Source organism: Agrococcus sp. ProA11, assembly GCF_039880525.1.
In the GTDB taxonomy this organism is placed as follows: Bacteria; Actinomycetota; Actinomycetes; order Actinomycetales; family Microbacteriaceae; genus Agrococcus; species Agrococcus chionoecetis.
This window is the reverse complement of the sequence record NZ_CP156989.1, coordinates 2,102,135-2,121,663: the sequence shown is the minus strand read 5'-3', so window position 1 is coordinate 2,121,663 and position 19,529 is coordinate 2,102,135. Positions and strand designations below refer to the sequence as shown.

The 19,529-nt window shown below is 71.1% G+C and carries 19 protein-coding genes and 1 tRNA gene; 10 read left to right on the top strand and 10 right to left on the bottom strand.

The window, feature by feature from the left end:
- Positions 1-3: 3 nt before the first annotated feature.
- Positions 4-465: a hypothetical protein gene (locus ABG090_RS10140; protein WP_347754361.1), complete on the bottom strand. Its 462-nt coding sequence runs from the start codon at positions 463-465 to the stop codon at positions 4-6.
- Between the two features lie 95 nt (positions 466-560).
- A complete protein-coding gene (locus ABG090_RS10135) occupies positions 561-1,043 on the bottom strand; it encodes a DUF1648 domain-containing protein (protein WP_347754360.1) in 483 nt (160 codons plus the stop codon).
- Between the two features lie 107 nt (positions 1,044-1,150).
- Here ABG090_RS10135 and ABG090_RS10130 point away from each other — a divergent pair, with 107 nt between their 5' ends.
- From ABG090_RS10130 to rlmB, 4 genes are all read left to right on the top strand, one after another.
- Positions 1,151-1,639, top strand: a complete 489-nt coding sequence (locus ABG090_RS10130) for a CarD family transcriptional regulator (protein ID WP_347754359.1) — start codon at positions 1,151-1,153, stop codon at positions 1,637-1,639.
- A 105-nt stretch (positions 1,640-1,744) separates the two neighbouring features.
- Positions 1,745-2,944: a 2-C-methyl-D-erythritol 4-phosphate cytidylyltransferase gene (gene ispD / locus ABG090_RS10125; RefSeq protein ID WP_347754358.1), complete on the top strand. Its 1,200-nt coding sequence runs from the start codon at positions 1,745-1,747 to the stop codon at positions 2,942-2,944.
- A 246-nt stretch (positions 2,945-3,190) separates the two neighbouring features.
- A complete protein-coding gene (gene cysS, locus ABG090_RS10120) occupies positions 3,191-4,618 on the top strand; it encodes a cysteine--tRNA ligase (RefSeq protein WP_347754357.1) in 1,428 nt (475 codons plus the stop codon).
- The gene (rlmB, locus tag ABG090_RS10115; protein WP_347754356.1) at positions 4,615-5,589 is read left to right on the top strand and encodes a 23S rRNA (guanosine(2251)-2'-O)-methyltransferase RlmB; all 975 of its coding nucleotides are present in this window, start codon (positions 4,615-4,617) and stop codon (positions 5,587-5,589) included. The genes cysS and rlmB overlap by 4 nt, the downstream gene beginning before the upstream one ends.
- A 3-nt stretch (positions 5,590-5,592) precedes the next feature.
- On the opposite strand, the gene ABG090_RS10110 is transcribed toward rlmB, so the two are convergent.
- Both ABG090_RS10110 and ugpC read right to left on the bottom strand, forming a co-directional pair.
- Entirely contained in the window at positions 5,593-6,897 is a 1,305-nt protein-coding gene (locus ABG090_RS10110; RefSeq protein WP_347754355.1) for a DUF4032 domain-containing protein, read from the bottom strand.
- 75 nt (positions 6,898-6,972) lie between these two features.
- Entirely contained in the window at positions 6,973-8,046 is a 1,074-nt protein-coding gene (gene ugpC / locus ABG090_RS10105; RefSeq protein WP_347754354.1) for a sn-glycerol-3-phosphate ABC transporter ATP-binding protein UgpC, read from the bottom strand.
- Between the two features lie 170 nt (positions 8,047-8,216).
- Between ugpC and ABG090_RS10100 the strand changes: the two genes are divergently transcribed.
- Both ABG090_RS10100 and ABG090_RS10095 read left to right on the top strand, forming a co-directional pair.
- On the top strand, positions 8,217-9,131 hold the full coding sequence (locus tag ABG090_RS10100; RefSeq protein ID WP_347754353.1) for a thioredoxin domain-containing protein: 915 nt from the start codon (positions 8,217-8,219) through the stop codon (positions 9,129-9,131).
- The gene (locus tag ABG090_RS10095; RefSeq protein ID WP_347754352.1) at positions 9,131-10,123 is read left to right on the top strand and encodes a thioredoxin domain-containing protein; all 993 of its coding nucleotides are present in this window, start codon (positions 9,131-9,133) and stop codon (positions 10,121-10,123) included. The genes ABG090_RS10100 and ABG090_RS10095 overlap by 1 nt, the downstream gene beginning before the upstream one ends.
- A gap of 114 nt (positions 10,124-10,237) precedes the next feature.
- On the opposite strand, the gene ABG090_RS10090 is transcribed toward ABG090_RS10095, so the two are convergent.
- Positions 10,238-10,309, bottom strand: a tRNA-Thr gene (locus ABG090_RS10090).
- A gap of 86 nt (positions 10,310-10,395) precedes the next feature.
- On the opposite strand from ABG090_RS10090, the gene ABG090_RS10085 reads away from it, so the two are divergent.
- Positions 10,396-11,397, top strand: a complete 1,002-nt coding sequence (locus ABG090_RS10085; protein WP_347754351.1) for a DMT family transporter — start codon at positions 10,396-10,398, stop codon at positions 11,395-11,397.
- Here ABG090_RS10085 and msrB read toward each other — a convergent pair.
- Positions 11,381-11,782 carry a peptide-methionine (R)-S-oxide reductase MsrB gene (gene msrB / locus ABG090_RS10080; RefSeq protein ID WP_347754350.1) on the bottom strand — a complete coding sequence of 134 codons (402 nt, stop codon included), beginning with the start codon at positions 11,780-11,782 and terminating at the stop codon, positions 11,381-11,383. The two genes, ABG090_RS10085 and msrB, sit on opposite strands and share 17 nt — an antisense overlap.
- A gap of 72 nt (positions 11,783-11,854) precedes the next feature.
- Here msrB and ABG090_RS10075 point away from each other — a divergent pair, with 72 nt between their 5' ends.
- The 3 genes from ABG090_RS10075 (at position 11,855) to groL (ending at position 14,538) form a co-directional block, all read left to right on the top strand.
- On the top strand, positions 11,855-12,211 hold the full coding sequence (locus tag ABG090_RS10075) for a DUF3263 domain-containing protein (protein WP_347754349.1): 357 nt from the start codon (positions 11,855-11,857) through the stop codon (positions 12,209-12,211).
- Positions 12,208-12,765: a LytR C-terminal domain-containing protein gene (locus ABG090_RS10070; RefSeq protein ID WP_347754348.1), complete on the top strand. Its 558-nt coding sequence runs from the start codon at positions 12,208-12,210 to the stop codon at positions 12,763-12,765. Before ABG090_RS10075 ends, ABG090_RS10070 begins: the two co-directional genes overlap by 4 nt.
- Positions 12,766-12,918: 153 nt before the next feature.
- Positions 12,919-14,538 (top strand): chaperonin GroEL, encoded by a 1,620-nt coding sequence (gene groL, locus ABG090_RS10065; RefSeq protein ID WP_347754347.1) that lies wholly within the window; start codon positions 12,919-12,921, stop codon positions 14,536-14,538.
- Positions 14,539-15,053: 515 nt separating this feature from the next.
- Here groL and ABG090_RS10060 read toward each other — a convergent pair.
- The 4 genes from ABG090_RS10060 to ABG090_RS10045 all read right to left on the bottom strand — a co-directional run bounded on the left by ABG090_RS10060 (position 15,054) and on the right by ABG090_RS10045 (position 19,396).
- Positions 15,054-15,344, bottom strand: coding sequence for a WXG100 family type VII secretion target (locus ABG090_RS10060; protein WP_347754346.1), 291 nt, complete (start codon positions 15,342-15,344; stop codon positions 15,054-15,056).
- Between the two features lie 62 nt (positions 15,345-15,406).
- The gene (locus ABG090_RS10055) at positions 15,407-17,005 is read right to left on the bottom strand and encodes an ATP-binding protein (RefSeq protein ID WP_347754345.1); all 1,599 of its coding nucleotides are present in this window, start codon (positions 17,003-17,005) and stop codon (positions 15,407-15,409) included.
- A complete protein-coding gene (locus tag ABG090_RS10050) occupies positions 17,006-17,701 on the bottom strand; it encodes a response regulator transcription factor (RefSeq protein WP_347754344.1) in 696 nt (231 codons plus the stop codon).
- 42 nt (positions 17,702-17,743) lie between these two features.
- On the bottom strand, positions 17,744-19,396 hold the full coding sequence (locus ABG090_RS10045; RefSeq protein ID WP_347754343.1) for a DNA repair helicase XPB: 1,653 nt from the start codon (positions 19,394-19,396) through the stop codon (positions 17,744-17,746).
- Positions 19,397-19,529 lie beyond the last annotated feature (133 nt).

Below are 19,529 nucleotides of genomic sequence, written 5' to 3'. Positions count from 1 at the left end.
GCGCTATTCGGCGGCCGGAGCGAGCGTCTCGTAGCCGACGACCTCGGTCGAGATCGCGGGTACGCGCAGGCCGGCCGGCTCGGCGCCGTCGGCCGTGAACGCGACGTTCTGCAGCGAGCCGAAGGTGAGGTCGTCCGACGAGGGGAGGATCAGCTGCTGCTCGGGGAAGCCGTAGGTCGTGACGCCCTCCGGCACGCGCACCTGCTCGACCGCGTCCTCGTAGCGCACCTCGACGAACGTCGCCTCGCCATCGTTCGTGAACGTGGCCGCGAGGCTCAGTTCGTCGCCGCCGGGCTCACCGATGAGCATCGCGTTGTGGATCATGACGGTGCCCGTGGTACCCGAGACGCCGTCGGAGGGGTCGTACTCGATCAGCGTCGCCTGCGGTGTGACGAGGTTGCATCCGGTCGCGGCGAAGGCGACGACGACGGCTGCGGCTGCTGCGGCGGCGATGCGAGGCTGCACGGGGACCCTTTCGACAGGTGATGCTGGCGCCCGCCCGGGGGAGGTGGCGCGGATGCAGACAGTCTAGTGCGTGGCGTGTCGGCTGCGGGGCGGGCTCAAGCCGCGCGCAGCAGGCGCGCGACCCCAATGGCCGTGACCGCGAGCAAGCCTCCCGTGCCGAGCAGCAGCAGCGGCGCAGCGGGCACGGACAGCTGGCTCAGCGCGATGCCCGCGAACAGCACCGCGATGGGCACCAGCAGCCACGCCAGCATCCGCTCGGCCTCGCGATAGAGCCGCTGCGCGTTCGACGGCGTGACCGCGGCGGGATAGTTGGCCCAGTGCGGTTTCGTCGAGAGCCAGGCGATCGCTCCCGACATCACGACGAACACGGCGATGAGCAGCAGCACGTTCGACTTGTCGCCCCACGCGTCGGCCGTGCCGCCGGCGTCGAAGTGCGTCGGCACGCGCTGCGGGAGCGCGGGATAGAGCAGCAGCAGCCAGACCGCGATGCTCGCGACGCCGACGAGCGCGACGACGCGCACGGCGCGCGTGAGCGGGTCGGTCGCATAGCTGCGGGTCGGTCGCTGAGGTCGGGGCATGCCTCTACGGTAGGCGCGCGAGGCGTGATCCAACCACTTGGTGCAAGGCGCTGGCGAGCGACACGCTGTGATAAAATCAAGGTTCTGGCTATGACGAGGAGCATTCGATGAACTTTGAGGTCGGAGAGACAGTCGTCTACCCCCACCACGGCGCTGCGACGATCACCGAGGTCAAGGTCCGCAAGGTCAAGGGCATCGAGATGACGTACCTCAAGCTCAACGTTGCGCAGGGCGGATTGACGATCGAGGTCCCCGCCGCCAACGTCGACATGGTCGGCGTCCGCGATGTCATCGGCGAGGAGGGCCTCGACCGCGTGTTCGAGGTGCTGCGCGCCGACTTCACCGAGGAGCCCACCAACTGGGCCCGCCGCTACAAGGCGAACGTCGAGAAGCTCGCTTCCGGCGATGTGATCAAGGTGAGCGAGGTCGTGCGCGACCTCAGCCGCCGCGACCAGGATCGCGGCCTCTCGGCCGGCGAGAAGCGCATGCTGGCGAAGGCGCGCCAGATCCTGGTCTCCGAGCTCGCGCTCGCCGAGAAGACCGACGAGGATGCCGCGGCAGCCCGCCTCGACGCGGCACTGGCCCCCGCGAGCTGACACTCGACTGACCGCGACGGCACCTGCACCCTGTGTGCGGGTGCCGTTCTGGTTTCCGCCCGTCCCGAGCGGGACGGCCGCCGCTGCCGCCCTAGGCTGTCGGCTGTGGACACCGCGCTGATCGTCGTTGCCGCAGGCAGCGGCACCCGATTGGGTCGCGGCGTGCCCAAGGCCTTCGCGGAGGTTGCCGGAGCGACCATCCTCGAGCACGCCCTGCGCGGCCTCGCGGGCCTCGACGCCGCGGTCGTGCTCGTGGTGCCCGAGGGCTGGGAGGCGGATGCCGCCGCGATCGCCGAGCGCGCCGGGATGGGTGTGTCCGCGGGTGCCAGCGCCGCTGCCACGGTGGTGGCCGGCGGCGCGACCAGGGCCGACTCCGTCGCGGCAGGGCTTGCCGCCGCGGGCGACGCCCGCTGGGTGCTGGTGCACGACGCAGCTCGCGCGCTCATGCCGCTGACGCAGGTCGAGCGCGTCATGGCCGCCTTGCACGCGGGCGCGCGCGCCGTCGTGCCGGTGCTGCCGGTCGTCGACACCGTGCGCGAGGCGAGCGACGGCGAGCTGGGCGGGATCGTCGACCGTTCCCGGCTGCGCGCGATGCAGACGCCGCAGGGATTCGATACCGCCCTGCTCCGGCGGGCGTATGCCGCGGCCGGCGTTGCGCGCGCGACCTCCACGGACGACGCGCAGCTCGTGCAGGCGCTCGGCGAGACGGTCGTGCCCGTCGAGGGCTCCGAGCTCGCGTTCAAGATCACGACGCAGGCCGATGCGCAGCGTGCCGAGCTGCTGCTGGCTGCCGACGAGGGCCCGGTGACGGAGACGACCATGAGCGAGCCCACGATCGAGATCAGGACCGGCGTCGGCGTCGACGTGCACGGCTTCGGCGGCGACGGCCCGCTGCGGCTCGCCGGACTCGCGTGGGAGGGGCAGGGACTCGCCGGCCACTCCGACGGGGATGTCGTCTGTCACGCGATCGTCGATGCGCTGCTGAGCGCGGCGGGGCTCGGCGACATCGGCGGACTCGTCGGCGTCGACGATCCGCAGCATGCCGGGGCCTTCGGTGAGGTCTTCGTGCGCGCCGCCGTCGAGCGGCTCGCCGAGCACGGCTGGGCACCGGTCAACGTGGCGGTGCAGGTACTCGGCAACCGGCCGCGCATCGGGCCGCGACGGGACGAGGCGCAGCGCGTGCTCACGGCGATGGTCGGCGCGCCCGTCAGCGTCGCCGGCACCACGACCGACGGCCTGGGCGCGATCGGCCGCGGCGAGGGCGTGCAGGCGGTCGCGACCGCCCTCATCCGCCGCCTCCCGTAGCCCCCACGCCCGAGGTCCAGGAGCGGGCGGCGGAGCCGCCCGCGGGCAACCCCGTAGGTCGAGGAGCGGGCGGCGGAGCCGTCCGCGTCACGAGACCGGATGCGACGCGCCTGCCCGGTCTCGAGACGGCGGCGTCCCTGCGGGCCGCCGCCGTCTCGACCTACGGTGGGGGGCCGCCGGCTCGACCTGCGGCTGAGGGGGCGGCGCCTCCTCGAGCGGCGGGATGGCCCACTAGCCTTGGGAGCCGTGACCGTGCGCATCTACGACTCGAAGCAGCAGGCCGTCGTCGCCCTGCGTCCTCTGCGACCCGGTGCCGTGTCGATGTACGTCTGCGGGCCGACCGTGCAGTCCTCGCCGCACATCGGCCACGTGCGCAGCGCCGTCGCCTACGACGTGTGGCGCCGCTGGCTGACGCACCGCGGCCACGACGTGACCTTCGTGCGCAACGTCACCGACATCGACGACAAGGTGCTCGCGGGCGCCACCGACGAGCCGTGGTGGGCGCTGGCGTACCGCGTCGAGCTCGAGTTCACGGCCGCCTACCGGGCCGTCGGCGTGCTCGCGCCCACCTACGAGCCGCGCGCCACCGCATCCGTGCCCGAGATGCATGCGCTCATCGCCCTGCTCATCGAGCGCGGCCACGCCTATCCGGCGCTCGACGGCTCCGCCGACGTCTACTTCGACGTGCGCTCCTGGCCCGCCTACGGCGCGCTCACGCGCCAATCGATCGACAAGATGGAGTCGGCCGCCGACGCCGACCCGCGCGGCAAGCGCGACCCGCGCGACTTCGCCCTCTGGAAGGCGCGGAAGGATGACGAGCCGGCATCGGCCTCGTGGGATTCGCCATGGGGTCCCGGACGCCCCGGATGGCACATCGAGTGCTCGGCAATGTCGCGCCGATACCTCGGCGACGCCTTCGACATCCACGGCGGCGGCCTCGATCTGCGGTTCCCGCACCACGAGAACGAGCTGGCGCAGTCGGCCGCCGCGGGCCTCGGATTCGCGCAGGTGTGGAGCCACAACGGGCTCGTCAGCGTCGACGGCGAGAAGATGTCGAAGTCGCTGGGCAACTCGATCTTCGCCGCCGACCTGCTGCGCCAGGTGCGCCCGATCGTCGCCCGCTACTTCCTCGTCGCCCCGCACTACCGCTCGACGATCGATCTGCGCACCGCCGACGGCAGCCTGGCCGGCGGCTCGCTCGCGGAGGCCGAAGCCGCGTTCGGCCGCATCGAGTCGATGCTCGAGCGCGCCGCCCGGGTGGGCGAGCTGGCAGATGCCGCGGTGCCGGATGCGTTCGCTGCGGCCATGGACGACGACCTCTCCACACCGCAGGCAGTGGCCGTGCTGCATGACGCCACGCGCAGCGCGAATGCGGCCCTGGATGCGGGCGATCAGGCGGCCGCGCTCGCTCGCGCCGGCGAGGTGCGCGCGATGCTGCGCGTGCTGGGACTCGACCCGGCGGACTCGGTGTGGCAATCTGGAGTGTCGGCCGAGTCCGGCGCCTCCCCGCAGACCATCGCCCTGGACCACCTCGTCGAGACGCTGCTGGCAGAGCGCCGCGCGGCTCGTGCGGCAAAGGACTTCGCCGCCTCCGATCGCATCCGCGACACGCTCGCGGCAGCCGGGATCCTCGTCGAGGACGGCAAAGACACCACCACTTGGAGCATCGCATGAGCAAGCCGCAGCGTCCCGCGCGCAAGAAGGGCCCGCTGAAGGGCACCGGCGGTCACGGCCGCAAGTCCCTCGAGGGCAAGGGCCCGACGCCGAAGGCGGAGGATCGCTCCTGGCATCCAGCCGGCCAGCGGAAGGCGGCGCGTGAGCGCTACGAGGCCGTCGCAGGCAAGAGCGGCCGCAAGCCGGAGCCGCCGCGTCACCGCAAGCCCTCCTCGGCGAAGGACGACTCCGAGCTGGTCACCGGCCGCAACTCCGTGCTCGAGGCGCTGAAGGCGAAGATCCCCGCCACCGCGCTGATCCTCGCGGCTCGGCTCGAGATGGATGACCGCGTCAAGGAGATCCTCTCGCTCGCGAACAAGCGGGGCGTGCCGGTCATGGAGGTCATGCGGCCCGAGCTCGACCGCATCTCCGGCCACGACAGCGTGCACCAGGGCGTGGCGCTCAAGGTGCCGCCCTACAAGTACGCGCACCCTTCCGACCTGCTGGAGACCGTGCGCAGCCGCGGCCAGAACCCGCTGTTCATCGCGCTCGACGGCGTCACCGACCCGCGCAACCTGGGTGCGATCATCCGCTCCGCCGCCGCCTTCGGCGCGCAGGGCGTGATCGTGCCGCAGCGCCGCTCGGTCGGCGTGACCGCGAGCGCCTGGAAGACCTCCGCCGGCGCCGCCGCGCGCGTGCCGGTCGCGATGGCCTCGAACCTCACCGCCACGCTCAAGGAGCTCAAGGGCGAGGGGATGTTCGTGATCGGGCTGGACGGCGACGGCGACGTGCCGCTGCACGAGCTCGAGCTCGCCGATGGACCGCTCATCGTGGTCGTCGGCAGCGAGGGCAAGGGCATCTCGCGCCTGGTGGCCGAGACCTGCGACGCGATCGTCTCGATCCCGATCGAGTCGATGACCGAGTCGCTGAACGCGGGCATCGCGGCATCCGTCACCCTCTACGAGGTCGCGAAGATCCGCTCGCACCGGTAGCGCTCAGACGAGATCGCGCCAATCGGCCTCGTCCTCGTCGTCGTCCGGCTCCGCTGGCGTGACGATCGGCATCGTCACGGTGACCGGCACGTCGAGCAGGGCGGCCTCGTCGCGCCGGAAGGCGAGCTGGGTCTCGATGTAGCTCTCGGTCGCCTCCTGGGTCGTGACCTCCCGCTGCCGCTGCTCCGAGAGGAACCAACGGTGCTCGAGCACCTCGTGGAAGACCTGCGGGCCCTCGAGCTTGCCGCGCAGCTCGATCGGCACGGCCGCGACCACGCGCGAGAAGACGCGCTCGAACCATTCGTTGGCGAGCGCATCCTCGCCGACCGTCGGTCGTAGGTGGTGCTGCACGGCGACGTACTCGTCGAGGTCGTTCAGCAGCCGCCGAGCCTGGTTCTCCTGCGCGTCGATGCCCGTGAGCGACTGCAATCGGCGGTGGTGGTGGCCCGGGTCGACGACCTTCGGCTGGATGGCGACCTTCGTGCCGCCGTCGGTGGTGCTGATGGCGAGCTCGCCGATGTCGAAGCCGAGCGCGTTCAGGCGCTCGATGCGGTCCCGGATGCGGTAGCGCTCGGAGGCGGGCACGACCTGGTCGCTGTGCAGCTCGTGCCAGAGCGAGTTGTACTGCTGCACGATCGAACCGGCCACCGCGACCGGGTCGATCGCGTCGTCGAGGCGGCCGCCGGCCGCGAGGTCGAGCAGCTCGCCGGCGATGTTGACGCGGGCGACCTCGAGGTCGTCGTCACGGCGCCCGTCGGAGAGCCCGTTCGGCTCGATGGTGCCGGTCTCGGCGTCCACCAGGTAGGCCGCGAAGGAGCCCGCATCCCGTCGGAAGAGCGTGTTCGACAGCGACACGTCGCCCCAGTAGAAGCCGACGAGGTGCAGCCGCACCAGCAGTCCGGCGAGCGCATCGACGAGGCGCTGCGCGGTCGCGGCCTGCATCGCCGCGCTGTAGAGCGCGCGGTAGGGGAGCGAGAAGCGCAGGTGGCGCGTGATGAGCACCGCCGCGAGCGGCTCGCCGTCCTCGCTGGTGCGCTCGGCGATGACCGCGAGCGGCTCGACGCACGGCACCTCGAGGCGCTGCAGCTGGCGCAGCATGGCGTACTCGCGGTTGGCCATCTCGGCGGTGGTCTCCTTGATCGCGACCACGCGGCCGCTCACGCGGGCGAAGCGCACGAGGTGGCGGGAGATGCCCTTCGGCAGCTGCACCACGTCGTCCTCGGTCCACTCGTCGAGCGGGAGGTGCCATGGCAGGTCGAGCAGCGTCGCATCCATGAGCGACGAGGTGATGCGCAGATCCGAGGGCATGCCGCAATCGTAGGCGCGTGCCGCGCCGAGCACAGCAATGGCCCCGACCGAGGTCGGGGCCATTGCGGGAGTGACTCAGAGGCGGTTGCCGGTCGCCTTGTCGAAGACGTGCAGGTGCGTCGGGTCGGGCGTGATGTAGACCGTGTCACCCAGCTTGGCGTGGTTGCGGCCGTCGACGCGGGCGACGATGTCGACGCGCTTGCCCTCGACATCCGCGTGCCCGTAGAGGTAGCCGTCTGCGCCGAGCTCCTCGACCAGATCGACCTCCACCGGCAGGCCATCGCCCTGTTCGGCGACGTTGACGTCCTCGGGGCGGACGCCCACGATGACGCCGTCCTTCGCGCCCGAGACCTGCTCGCGCGGAATGGGCACCAGGTGGTTGCCGAAGTGCGCACCCTGGTCGCTGACGGTCAGCTCCATCAGGTTCATGGCCGGGCTGCCGATGAAGCCTGCGACGAACACGTTGGCGGGCGATCCGTAGAGATCGCTCGGCGTGCCCACCTGCTGCAGCAGGCCGTCCTTGAGCACCGCGATGCGGTCGCCCATGGTGAGCGCCTCGGTCTGGTCGTGGGTGACGTAGACCGTGGTGACGCCGAGGCGGCGCTGCAGCGACGCGATCTGCGTGCGCGTCTGCACCCGCAGCTTGGCGTCGAGGTTGGACAGCGGCTCATCCATCAGGAACACCTGCGGCTGGCGCACGATCGCGCGACCCATGGCGACGCGCTGGCGCTGACCGCCGGAGAGCGCCTTCGGCTTGCGGCCGAGGTAGGGCTCGAGGTCGAGCAGCTTAGCGGCCTCCTCGACGCGCTTCGCCCGCTCCTCCTTGGCGACGCCGGCGATCTTGAGCGCGAAGCCCATGTTCTCGGCGACCGTCATGTGCGGGTAGAGCGCGTAGTTCTGGAAGACCATCGCGATGTCGCGGTCCTTCGGGGGCATGTCGGTGACGTCACGGTCACCGATCAGGATGCGACCGTCGCTGACCTCTTCGAGGCCGGCGAGCATGCGCAGGGTGGTGGACTTGCCGCAGCCGGACGGGCCGACCAGCACCAGGAACTCGCCGTCGGCGATCTCCAGGTCGATCTGATCCACAGCGGGCTTCGTGCTTCCCGGGTAGACCCGCGAAGCCTTGTCGAACGTCACAGACGCCATTGTTGTTTCCTCCCACCGGCAGGTACGTGCCGGACGATCCGTTGTGCGAAGACGGGCGACGGTGCCCGTGCGGACATCTTTGCACGCCGGGTGCCCGGTACCCTAGAGGACGGTGCGTGACCCGATCGCGCCGCATGCCGGATTCCCGGCCGACCGCAGGACAAGGACGCATGAGCGAGAAGCTGACGAAGAACGAGCGCCGCGCGCAGGCGCGCGACCAGGCCAGGAAGATGCAGGAGGAGCGCCGTCGCAGGGAGCGCCTCAAGAAGGGGCTGACCGTCGGTGGCATCATCGTCGCTGCCGTGGCCATCGTCGCCATCGTCGCGATCGTGATCGTCAACAGCATCCGTCCCGCCGGTCCCGGGCCGGAGAACATGGCGTCGAACGGCATCGTCATCGGGCAGGACTTCGTCGCCGAGCGCACGGACGCCGTGCCCGCGGAGGCCGAGCCGGTGCCGACCGAGCCGCGCCAGGACATCATCCAGATCGAGATCTACCAGGACTACATGTGCCCGGTGTGCGGCGCCTTCGATGAGGCCAACCGCGCGACGCTCGAGCAGCTCATGTCCACCGGTGCCGCGACCGTGGAGATCCATCCCATCGCGATCCTCGACCGTGCATCGCTGGGCACCAAGTTCTCCACCCGTTCCGCCTCGGCTGCGGGCTGCGTCGCCGAGTTCGCGCCCGATCAGTTCTGGGACTTCAACAGCGCGATGTACGACAACCAGCCGGCGGAATCCACCGCGGGCCTGTCGAACGAGGAGATCGTGGGCGTCGCCGAGGGTGCCGGCATCGACACCTCCGGCGGGCTCGCCGACTGCATCACCGAGGGTCGCTTCATGAGCTGGGCGGAGAACGCCACCGTGCGCGCCGGCACGCAGCCGCTGCCGGGCACCGATGGCGTGGTCGCCGACCGCACCCCGACGGTGCTCGTCAACGGCCAGCAGTACCCCGGTGCCGCATCCGACGCCGCAGGCTTCTCGGCATTCGTCACCGCGACCGCCGGCCAGCTCTCGGGTGAGCCCACGGAGACGCCCGAGCCCACCGAGGCTCCGGCCGACACCGAGCCCGCAGACGAGGGCTGATGCTGCGAGCCGCCCGACCGGTCGGGGCCGCGCTGATCGCGTTCGCCCTGCTGGTCGGGTGCGCCTCGGAGCCTCCACCGCCGATCACGACGATCGGTGAGCTCGGTGCCGCCTACCTCGCTGCCGGCGGCGAGTGCGGCGAGCTCGTCGAGCAGTACCGCGCTTCGGACGACGAGCCGGTGGTCGCGAGCTGCGGCGCCGACACCGAGCTGATCCTCGCCGCCGATGGCGATGCGGCGCAGGCCATCGCGACGCAGCGCCAGCTGCAGGAGCAGACGGTGCTGGTGTCGGGTCGGTGGGTGATCCGCGATCCGCAGCTGGAGACCATCCAGCAGGCCATGGGCGGGCAGATCGTCACACTCACCGCCGCCGACGGCCCGGCCAACATGGCCGACGCCATCGCGTTCGATGGCGCCGGCGCCGTCGCGGCGGATCCGGTGCCGGCCGACGGTGAGCCCGCGGGCGTGGAGACCGCCGGCGACGCGCGCGACGTTCTGGTGGTGATCGACGCGAACTGCGAGTACTGCGACCGGCTGCTGGCTGCCAGCGGCGCGATGCTGACCGCGATGGCCGACAGCGGCCAGGCGCGCGTCGCCTACCTGCCGGTCGCGCTCGGCGACTCGATCGACAGCGGCTACGCGTCCACCCTGGGCGCGAACGCACTGGCCTGCGTCGCCGATCAGTCGCCCGACGTCTACCGCCCCTTCCAGACGGCGCTGCTCGCGCACCTGCAGGAGCGAGCCTTCGAGGCGAGCGAGGTCTCGGCGCTGGCTGCCGAGCAGGGCGCCGACGTCGCCGCATGCGTCGAGTCGGCGCAGTTCGCCTGGTGGGTGCGGCAGGCGACGGTGCGCGCGATCGATGCGCCGCTGCAGGGCACCGAGCCGCTGCGCGGCGTGCCGACCGTGATGGTCGACGGCGTCAGCTTCGCGGGCGATGTGAGCGATGCGGCGGCGCTGGAGGCGTTCATCGCCGACCCCGCGCAGCTGCCCTAGTTGCCGCGCGCCAGCGACGGCGTCCGCGGTGCGAGCGTGTCAGGTTGTTGCACTGATCGCCGCCGCTGCCTGCAACAACCCAACACGCTGCTGCGCTCGCGCTCGAAGCAGGGGAGCCCCCTGTCAGGATTGAACTGACGACCTACGCTTTACAAGAGCGTTGCTCTACCACTGAGCTAAGGAGGCCTGCCGCGCTGGCGGCACCGAGCCATTCTAGGTGGGTCGGAGGTGCGGCCGCATGCGCGGTCGGCGGGGCGCTCTAGGCTTGACCGGTGACTGAGCAGCCTTCGACCGCCGCCGCGCCCGCCCCGGTGACCGAGCCCGACCACCGCGGCGCGCTCGCGTGGACGCTGGTCGCGGTGCTCGCCGGTGCCGGGCTCGCCGCGCAGGGCAGGGTGAACGGTGAGCTGGGCGTGCGGCTCGAGCACGGCATCCTCGCGGCGTTCATCTCGTTCGTGGTCGGCTGCATCCTGCTCGCAGTGGTGCTGGCGCTGTCGAAGCGCGACCGCGCCGGCATGCGCAGGCTCATCAGCGGCGTGCGCGACGGCTCGCTGCCGTGGTGGTACCTCTCGACCGGCTTCATCGGCGCCTTCCTGGTCGCGACGCAGGGCCTCGTGGTCGGCACGATCGGCGTCGCGCTCTTCACGGTCGGAGTCGTCGCCGGTCAGACGATCAGCGGACTCGCGGTCGACCGGATGGCCTTCGGTGGCCTGGCGCGCAAGCCGATCACGGCGCCACGCGTCATCGGCGCGATGCTGGCGCTCGTGGCGGTCGGCCTCGCGCTGGTCGGCACGGGGCAGCTCGACGGCGTCTGGCTGGTGGTGCTGCCCTTCGCCGCCGGCCTGCTCCAGGCGCTGCAGCAGGCGATGGCGGGTCTGGTGCAGCGGCACACGCGCTCGGCGATCACGCAGGCCGCCCAGAACTTCGCGGTCGGCACCCTGGCCCTCGGACTGGTCGTCGCGGTGCAGACGCTCGCGGGCAAGGGGTGGCAGCCGCTGCCCGCGGAGCCCTGGCTCTACGTCGGCGGCGCGCTCGGCGTGATCTTCGTCGCGCTCAGCTCGGTCGCCGTGCACCACCTGGGCGTGCTGGCGCTCGGCCTCGCGGTCATCTGCGGGCAGGTGGTCGGCTCGCTCGCGCTCGACCTGCTGTTCCCGGCCGAGCAGCCGGTGACGGTGTGGTCGCTCGCGGGTGCTGCACTGACGATCGCGGCGGTGGCGGTGTCGTCGATCCGGCGGCCCGCGCGCGGCCGCGCGGCGGTCAGTCCTCGGGCGTGAAGTTCAGCGCCAGCGAGTTCATGCAGTAGCGGTCGCCCGTGGGCGTCTGCGGTGCATCGTCGAAGATGTGCCCCAGGTGGCTGTGGCAGTTCGCGCACCGCACCTCGGTGCGCACCATGCCGAGGGTGCGGTCCTCGATCAGCTCGACGGCATCCTCGCGCACCGTCTCGTAGAAGCTCGGCCAGCCGCAGCCGGCGTCGAACTTCGTCTCGTCGCGGAACAGCTCGTTGCCGCACGCGCCGCAGGTGTACACACCCTGGCGCTGCTCGTCGAGCAGCGCGCCCGTCCACGGACGCTCGGTGCCTGCCTCGCGCAGGACCTTGAAGGCTTCGGGGGAGAGTGCGGCGCGCCACTCGGCGTCGGACCGCTGCACGGATTCGCTCATGCCTCCAGCGTACGACCGCCGCGCATGCGTTTCGCGCCAGGCGGAACGGTTGCCCGGTCGTAGGATCGGGGCATGGCCATCGACCCGCGAACGCATGCGCGCTCGCGCCGTGAGGCCGCGACGGACGAGGCCGCGGCGCTGGCATTCGCGAGCGCCGAGTCACGGACATCCGAGCCGGACGGCCGGGGGTCGGATGCCGAGGCTCACGACCTCGCCTCGGCGCGCGAGGAGCGCATCCGGCGCCTGCTCGACTTCGAGGCCGGCTGGGTGAACCACGGCGGGGCGAAAGCGCGTGCCATCCGCGCCGAGTTCGGATGGAGCACGACGCGCTACTACCAGGTGCTCGACGGATGCCTCGAGACCGAGACGGCGCTGCGTCACGACCCGATGCTGGTGCGCCGGCTGCTGCGGCTGCGCGAGGCGCGATGAGCCGCACGCTCCGCGTCGGCGCCCATCGTTCCAGCGCCACCAGGCGGTGGCCGCGCTGGGCGATCCTGCTCGGCGCGCTGGCGGCTGCGATCGTGCTGGCCGCGATCGGCCTCTTCGCGCTCGACGCGCTGCGCCCGCGCGAGGTGGTCACAGCCGAGCCGACGCAGCCCGCGGTGGTGACGGATCCGAGCGCCATCGATCCCGCGCTCGACGCATCCATCACCGTGCTCGACGGCTCCGGGGAGCCCGCGTTCGCGGCCGGCGTCGGCCAAGCGCTCGCGGACGCCGGCTGGGACGTCGTGGCGACCGCGGGCAGCACGGAGACGAGCGAGACGACCGTGGTCTGGTTCGACGACGAGGCGCTCGCTCCGATCGCCCGCGGACTCGCCGTCCAGCTCGGCGTGGGCACGGAGCAGCAGTCGGACGGCCGTCTCTCGGGCACGCCCATCACGATCGTGGTGGCCCCGGATGCCGTCAACACGGCACCGAGCGCGGAGCCGCGCGACGACGGGGACGTCGACCACGCCCCCGTCACCGAGACGCCGGCGCCGTAGCGGGCCTCGCCGTCGGGATCCGAGCATCCGCCGCCGACACGGCACCGCTCGCGCGCTTGCACTCGACCACGACGAGTGCCAGACTTGCGATTGGCACTCCCGCTGATGGAGTGCCAGTTGAACGTACTGGCGTCCAGGAGGGACGAGACTGCAATGGCAAAGATGATCGCATTCGACGAAGAGGCCCGCCGCGGGCTCGAGCGTGGACTCAACCAGCTCGCCGACGCGGTGAAGGTGACCCTCGGGCCGCGCGGCCGCAACGTCGTGCTCGAGAAGAAGTGGGGCGCCCCCACCATCACGAACGATGGCGTCTCGATCGCCAAGGAGATCGAGCTGGAGGACCCCTACGAGCGGATCGGCGCAGAGCTGGTCAAGGAGGTCGCGAAGAAGACCGACGACGTCGCCGGTGACGGCACGACCACGTCGGTGGTGCTCGCTCAGGCGCTCGTCCGCGAGGGCCTGCGCAACGTCGCGGCCGGTGCTGACCCGATCAGCCTCAAGCGCGGCATCGACAAGGCTGCCGCAGCTGTTTCCGAGCAGCTGCTCAAGAACGCCAAGGAGGTCGAGACCAAGGAGGAGATCGCCGCCACGGCCGCGATCTCTGCCGCTGACCCCGAGATCGGCGCGCTCATCGCCGAGGCCATCGACAAGGTCGGCAAGGAGGGCGTCGTCACCGTCGAGGAGTCGAACACCTTCGGCACCGAGCTCGAGCTGACCGAGGGCATGCGCTTCGACAAGGGCTTCCTGTCGCAGTACTTCGTCACGGACCCCGAGCGCCAGGAGACGGTCTTCGAGGACCCCTACGTCCTGATCGTCAACTCGAAGATCTCGAACATCAAGGACCTCCTCCCGGTCGTCGACAAGGTGATCCAGGCGGGCAAGCAGCTCGTCATCATCGCCGAGGACGTCGACGGTGAGGCGCTCGCGACGCTCGTCGTGAACAAGATCCGTGGCATCTTCAAGTCGGTCGCCGTCAAGGCTCCCGGCTTCGGCGACCGCCGCAAGGCGATGCTCGCCGACATGGCGATCCTCACGGGCGGCCAGGTCATCTCCGAGGAGGTCGGCCTCAAGCTCGAGAACACGACCCTCGACATGCTCGGCCGTGCGCGCAAGGTCGTCATCACCAAGGACGAGACCACGATCGTCGAGGGCGCCGGCGAAGCCGACGCCATCGCGGGCCGCGTGCGTCAGATCCGCCAGGAGATCGAGAACACCGACAGCGACTACGACCGCGAGAAGCTCCAGGAGCGCCTCGCGAAGCTCGCCGGTGGCGTCGCCGTCATCAAGGCCGGCGCTGCGACCGAGGTCGAGCTCAAGGAGCGCAAGCACCGCATCGAGGACGCCGTCCGCAACGCGAAGGCTGCTGTCGAGGAGGGCATCGTCGCCGGTGGTGGCGTTGCGCTCATCCAGGCCGCCAAGAGCGCGTTCGAGGGCCTCGAGCTCTCGGGCGACGAGGTGACCGGCGCGAACATCGTCAAGGTCGCCGTCGACGCTCCGCTGAAGCAGATCGCCCTCAACGCCGGCCTCGAGCCGGGCGTCGTGGCCGAGAAGGTGCGCAACCTCGAGGTGGGCTTCGGCCTCAACGCCGCGACGGGTGAGTACGTCGACATGCTCGCCGCGGGCATCTCCGACCCGGTGAAGGTCACGCGCTCCGCGCTGGCCAACGCCGCGTCGATCGCCGGCCTCTTCCTCACCACCGAGGCAGTCGTCGCCGAGAAGCCCGAGAAGTCGCAGCCGATGCCGGCCGACCCCACGGGCGGCATGGACTTCTGATGTCGTAGCGCTCAGGTCCGCACAGCGGGCCTGAGCGCGGAGGCATCAGGCTCGAGGAGCGCGCGGCACGCAGTGCCGCACGCGTCACGAGACCCAGGAGCTCCACTATGGAAGGGCCCCAGCAGCAATGCTGGGGCCCTTCCGCGTTGCCCGGCGCTCTGCGTCGCCGGGCGCTCTGCGTCGCCGCACACTCAGCGTCGCCGGACACTCCGCGTCACCGGACGCTCTGCGCCACCAACGGAGGACGCATCCGCGATCCGTCACGAGCAGAGGACGGATCGTCCTCCGTTCGCGACGCGTCCTCCGCTCGGCACGGCGTCCGGTCTCGTGACGCGCGCTGCCTGCGGCAGCGTGCTCCTCGACCTGCGGGGTGCAGCCCCGACCTGCGGGGTGCAGCCCCGACCTGCGGGATGGAACCTACGGCACGGCGTCCGGTCTCGTGACGCGCGCTGCCTGCGGCAGCGTGCTCCTCGACCTGCGGCAGGCGGGTCCGGTCTCGTGAGGCGACGGGGATGCTAGGCGGCGAACATGCGCAGGTTGCCCTGCTCGACCTCGTCGTACTGCCGGCCGGCGTGCGCGAGCGCCTCGTTGATCGCCGCGAGCGACTCCTCCACACGCACCTGCGTCGCCCGCCACTCCTGGACGACGCCCTGGAACGCGACCGACGCCTGGCCGCTCCACGAGTCCTGCAGCGCCTGCAGGTGGCTGTGCATCGCCGAGACCTCCGACTGCACCCGGCTGGCGGTGCCGCGCACCGCGATGTGGGCGCCGTGGATGGCCTCCGCGTCGACGACATACCTGGTCATGATCCCCTCACTCCCGCGCGGAGCATCCGCGCTCAGGAGCAGACGGTAGGGGAGCGGGACCGTCAGCCGTGCGGCGTGCCGATGGTCTGTGGATGGCCGCCGGTGGTCTCCGGCCGCAGTCGGTGGCTGAGCGCCATGACGGCGGCGGAGTCGGCGAGCGGGATCGCGATCCTGAACGTGGCGCCGCCGCCCGGGGTCTCGACGACGTCGACCCTGCCCGAGTGGGCACGCACGATGCCCTGCACGATCGCCAGCCCGAGGCCGGTGCCGCCGGTGTCGCGCGCGCGCGACACCTCGGTGCGGAAGAAGCGCTGGAACACGCGTTCGCGCAGCTCGGCCGGGATGCCGTCACCGTGGTCGATCACCATCGCGATCGCTTCGCGACGGCGGTTCGACACCCCGACGCCGAGCTCGATCGGGGTGCCCTCGGGCGTGTAGCGGGTGGCGTTGCCGATGAGGTTCGAGAGCAGCTGCCGCAGCGCATGCTCGTCGCCCTGCACGATGGCGGGCGGCTGCAGCGGTGGCGGCGCGAACACCTCGACCGTCGGCGGGCGGTCGTCATCGCCCGCGATCGGGCCGAGCGCATCCGCATCGACGGGGATGACCGTGACGGTCCTGTCCGTCGTGCTCACGCGCGCGTCGCTCGCGGCGTCGTTGACCAGCGGCACGAGGTCGAGCGGCTGCAGGTCAAGGGGTCGGCGCTCGTCCAGCCGCGCGAGCAGCAGCAGATCCTCCACCAGGCGTGCCATCCGCTTGGCCTCGCCCTCGATGCGCTCCATCGCGTTCTTGACGGCGTCGGGCTCGGAGATCGCGCCCATCCGATACAGCTCGGCGTAGCCGCGCACCGTCACGAGCGGCGTGCGGAGCTCGTGGCTGGCGTCGCCGACGAACTGGCGCATCTGCGCCACCGAGGCGTCCCGCTGCTCGATGGCGGCCTCGACGCGGTCGAGCATGGTGTTGAGCGAGAGCTGCAGGGAGCCCACCTCGGTGCGCGGCGGCTCGCCGGTGAGCCGGGTGTCGTAGTCGCCGTCGGCGAAGCGCTGCGCCTCGGCGGCGGTCTTGCGCAGGCTGCGCAGCGTCGAGACGGCCAGGATGCGCGTGAGCGCGGCGCCGAGCACCACCGCGAGCAGGGAGAAGCCGCCGAAGACCAGCGTGAAGGTGCCGGTCGTCTCCTCGGTGGTCGTCAGGTCGATCGCCACGATCGAGACCAGCAGCTCGCCGGTCTCCTGCACCGTGCTGGTCGCCACCAGCGTGCGCCACTGGGTCTGGCCATCGATCGACCCCAGCGTGAAGGCACGGGGCTGCTCGGCGACCGTGCCGAGCGTGATGCCGGACAGGTCGGGGTTGGTCGGCCCCGGCAGCTTGTTGTCGCAGAGCACCTGCCCGGACGCATCCGCCACACCCAGGTAGTAGATGTTGGGCATGCGCTGCGCCAGCGCGCACTGCTCCGGCGAGTCGGAGCGCGTGATCTCCTCGTCGGTGAACGCGCGCATCGCCTGATCGAGGTCGCGGTCGACCGCGGCGACCTGCGAGTCGCGGATGATCGAGAGCGTGCCGACGCCGGCGAGCGCGAGCCCGAAGGTCATGACGACGATGATGAGCGTCGTGATCCGCCCGGCCAGCGACATCCGGCCGAGCAGGCGCGTCAGCGTCGCGCGCACCTACGCCTTCGGCGTCTTCAGCATGTAGCCGAAGCCGCGCTTGGTCACGATCATGGGCTCGCTGACGCGATCGTCGATCTTGCGACGCAGGTAGGAGATGTAGGACTCGACGATGCCGACGTCGCCGTTGAAGTCGTACTCCCAGACGTGGTCGAGGATCTGCGACTTCGACAGCACGCGGTTGGCGTTCAGCATCAGGTAGCGCAGCAGCTTGAACTCGGTGGGGGAGAGCTCGATCTCCTCGCCCGCGACCGTGATCTCGTGCGTGTCCTGGTTCATCGCCAGCTCGCCGACGTGCAGGGTCGCCTCGTCGGACTCGGCCATCGTGCGGCGCAGGATCGCCTTGATGCGCGCGATGATCTCGTCGAGCGAGAACGGCTTGGTCACGTAGTCGTCGCCGCCGACCGTGAGGCCGGTGATCTTGTCGTCGGTGTCGTCCTTCGCCGTGAGGAAGAGGATGGGCGAGGTGAAGCCGGATGCGCGGAGCCGCTTCGTGACGCCGAAGCCGCTGATGTCGGGGAGCATCACGTCGAGCAGGATCAGGTCGGGCTCGTCGTCGAGCACCGCGGAGATCGCCGCGGCGCCCGCGCCGACGGCGCGCACGTCGAAGCCGGCGAAGCGGAGGCTCGTCGTCAGCAGGTCGCGGATGTGGGGCTCGTCGTCGACGACCAGGATCTTGGCGCTCGGCTCAGTCATTGCCTCAGTCTCTGACCGTCTGCTGAGCGTATCCTGAGAGCGTCATGCGGTGGCGTGATCGGCCACGCCGATCTCGTGCTCGTCGAGGATCGTGTACGCGTAGCCCTGCTCCGCGAGGAACCGCTGCCGGCCGAGCGCGAACTCCTGATCCACGGTGTCGCGGGCGACGATCGTGTAGAAGCTGGCCGTCCGCCCGCCCTTCGGGCGCAGCAGGCGACCGAGCCGCTGCGCCTCCTCCTGCCGGGAGCCGAACGAGCCCGAGACCTGCACCGCGAGCGACGCATCCGGCAGGTCGACCGAGAAGTTCGCGACCTTCGAGACGACCAGCACCCGCTCGGTGCCGTCGCGGAACGCCTGGAAGAGCTCCTGCCGCTCGGCCACCGGCGTCTCGCCGGTGATGAGGGGCGCGTCGAGCGCTGCCGAGAGCTCGTCGAGCTGGTCGAGGTACTGCCCGATCACGAGCGTCGGCTCGTCCGGGTGCTCGGCGAGCACGCGCTTGACGGTGTCGATCTTGCGCGGGCTCGATGCGGCGATGCGGTAGCGGTCGCGGTCGCCGGAGGCGGCGTACTCGAGCCGCTCATCCTCGTCGAGCGTGATGCGCACCTCGAAGCACGCGGCCGGCGCGATGAAGCCCTGCTCCTCGATCTCCTTCCACGGCGCATCGAAGCGCTTGGGGCCGATGAGGCTGAAGACGTCCGACTCGCGACCGTCCTCGCGCACCAGCGTGGCGGTGAGGCCGAGGCGACGGCGGGCCTGCAGGTCGGCCGTGAGCTTGAACACCGGCGCCGGCAGCAGGTGCACCTCGTCATAGACGATCAGGCCCCAGTCGAGCGCGTCCAGCACGCCGAGATGCGCGTACTCGCCGCCGCGCTTGACGGTGAGGATCTGGTAGGTCGCGATGGTGACCGGCTTGATCTCCTTCGACTGCCCGGAGTACTCGCCGATCTCGTCCTCGGTGAGGCTCGTGCGGGCGAGCAGCTCGGCGCGCCACTGCCGCGCGGAGACGGTGTTGGTGACCAGGATGAGCGTGGTGGTGTTGGTGGCGGCCATCGCGGCCGCGCCGACGATCGTCTTGCCTGCGCCGCAGGGGAGCACCACGACGCCCGAACCCGCGTTGGAGAAGTGCGTGACCGCATCCGCCTGGTACGGCCGCATCGACCAGCCGTCCTCGACCAGATCGATCTCGAGCGGCGTGCCGGGCGTGTAGCCGGCGAGATCCTCAGCCGGCCAGCCGAGCTTGACGAGCTGCTGCTTCAGCTCGCCGCGCGCCCAGTCGATGATGCGGATGCCGCCCTCGACCGGGTCGCCGAGCAGCGGCTGGATGCGCTTGGAGTGGCGCACCTCTTCGAGCACCGGGCGATCGTCGCTGCGCAGCATCAGGCCCTCGTCGTCGCGCACGATGACCAGGCGGCCGTAGCGGCCGATCGTCTCGCGGATGTCGTGGGCGACACCCGGGGGCACGGGGAACTTGGCGTGCGTGTCGAGGGTGCCGATGATCTCGTCGGCGGTGTGCCCGGCGGCGCGCGCGTTCCACAGGCCCAGGCGCGTGACGCGGTAGGTGTGGATGTGCTCCGGCGCGCGCTCCAGCTCGGCGAACACCTGCAGCGCCTGTCGCGCCGTGGCGGCATCCGGGTGCGCGACCTCGAGCAGCACCGTCCGGTCGGACTGCACGATGAGGGGGCCTGGGAGTGTCACAGCCTTCGAGTCTACCCGGCCGCCCTGGAGCGCCGCTCGCGCGGCGCGGCCGCGCGCGCCTGAGCGCAGAGTTGTCACGAACGGTCGGCATCCGGCCGTCTTGGCGACCGCTTGTGACATTTCTGCGACCCGG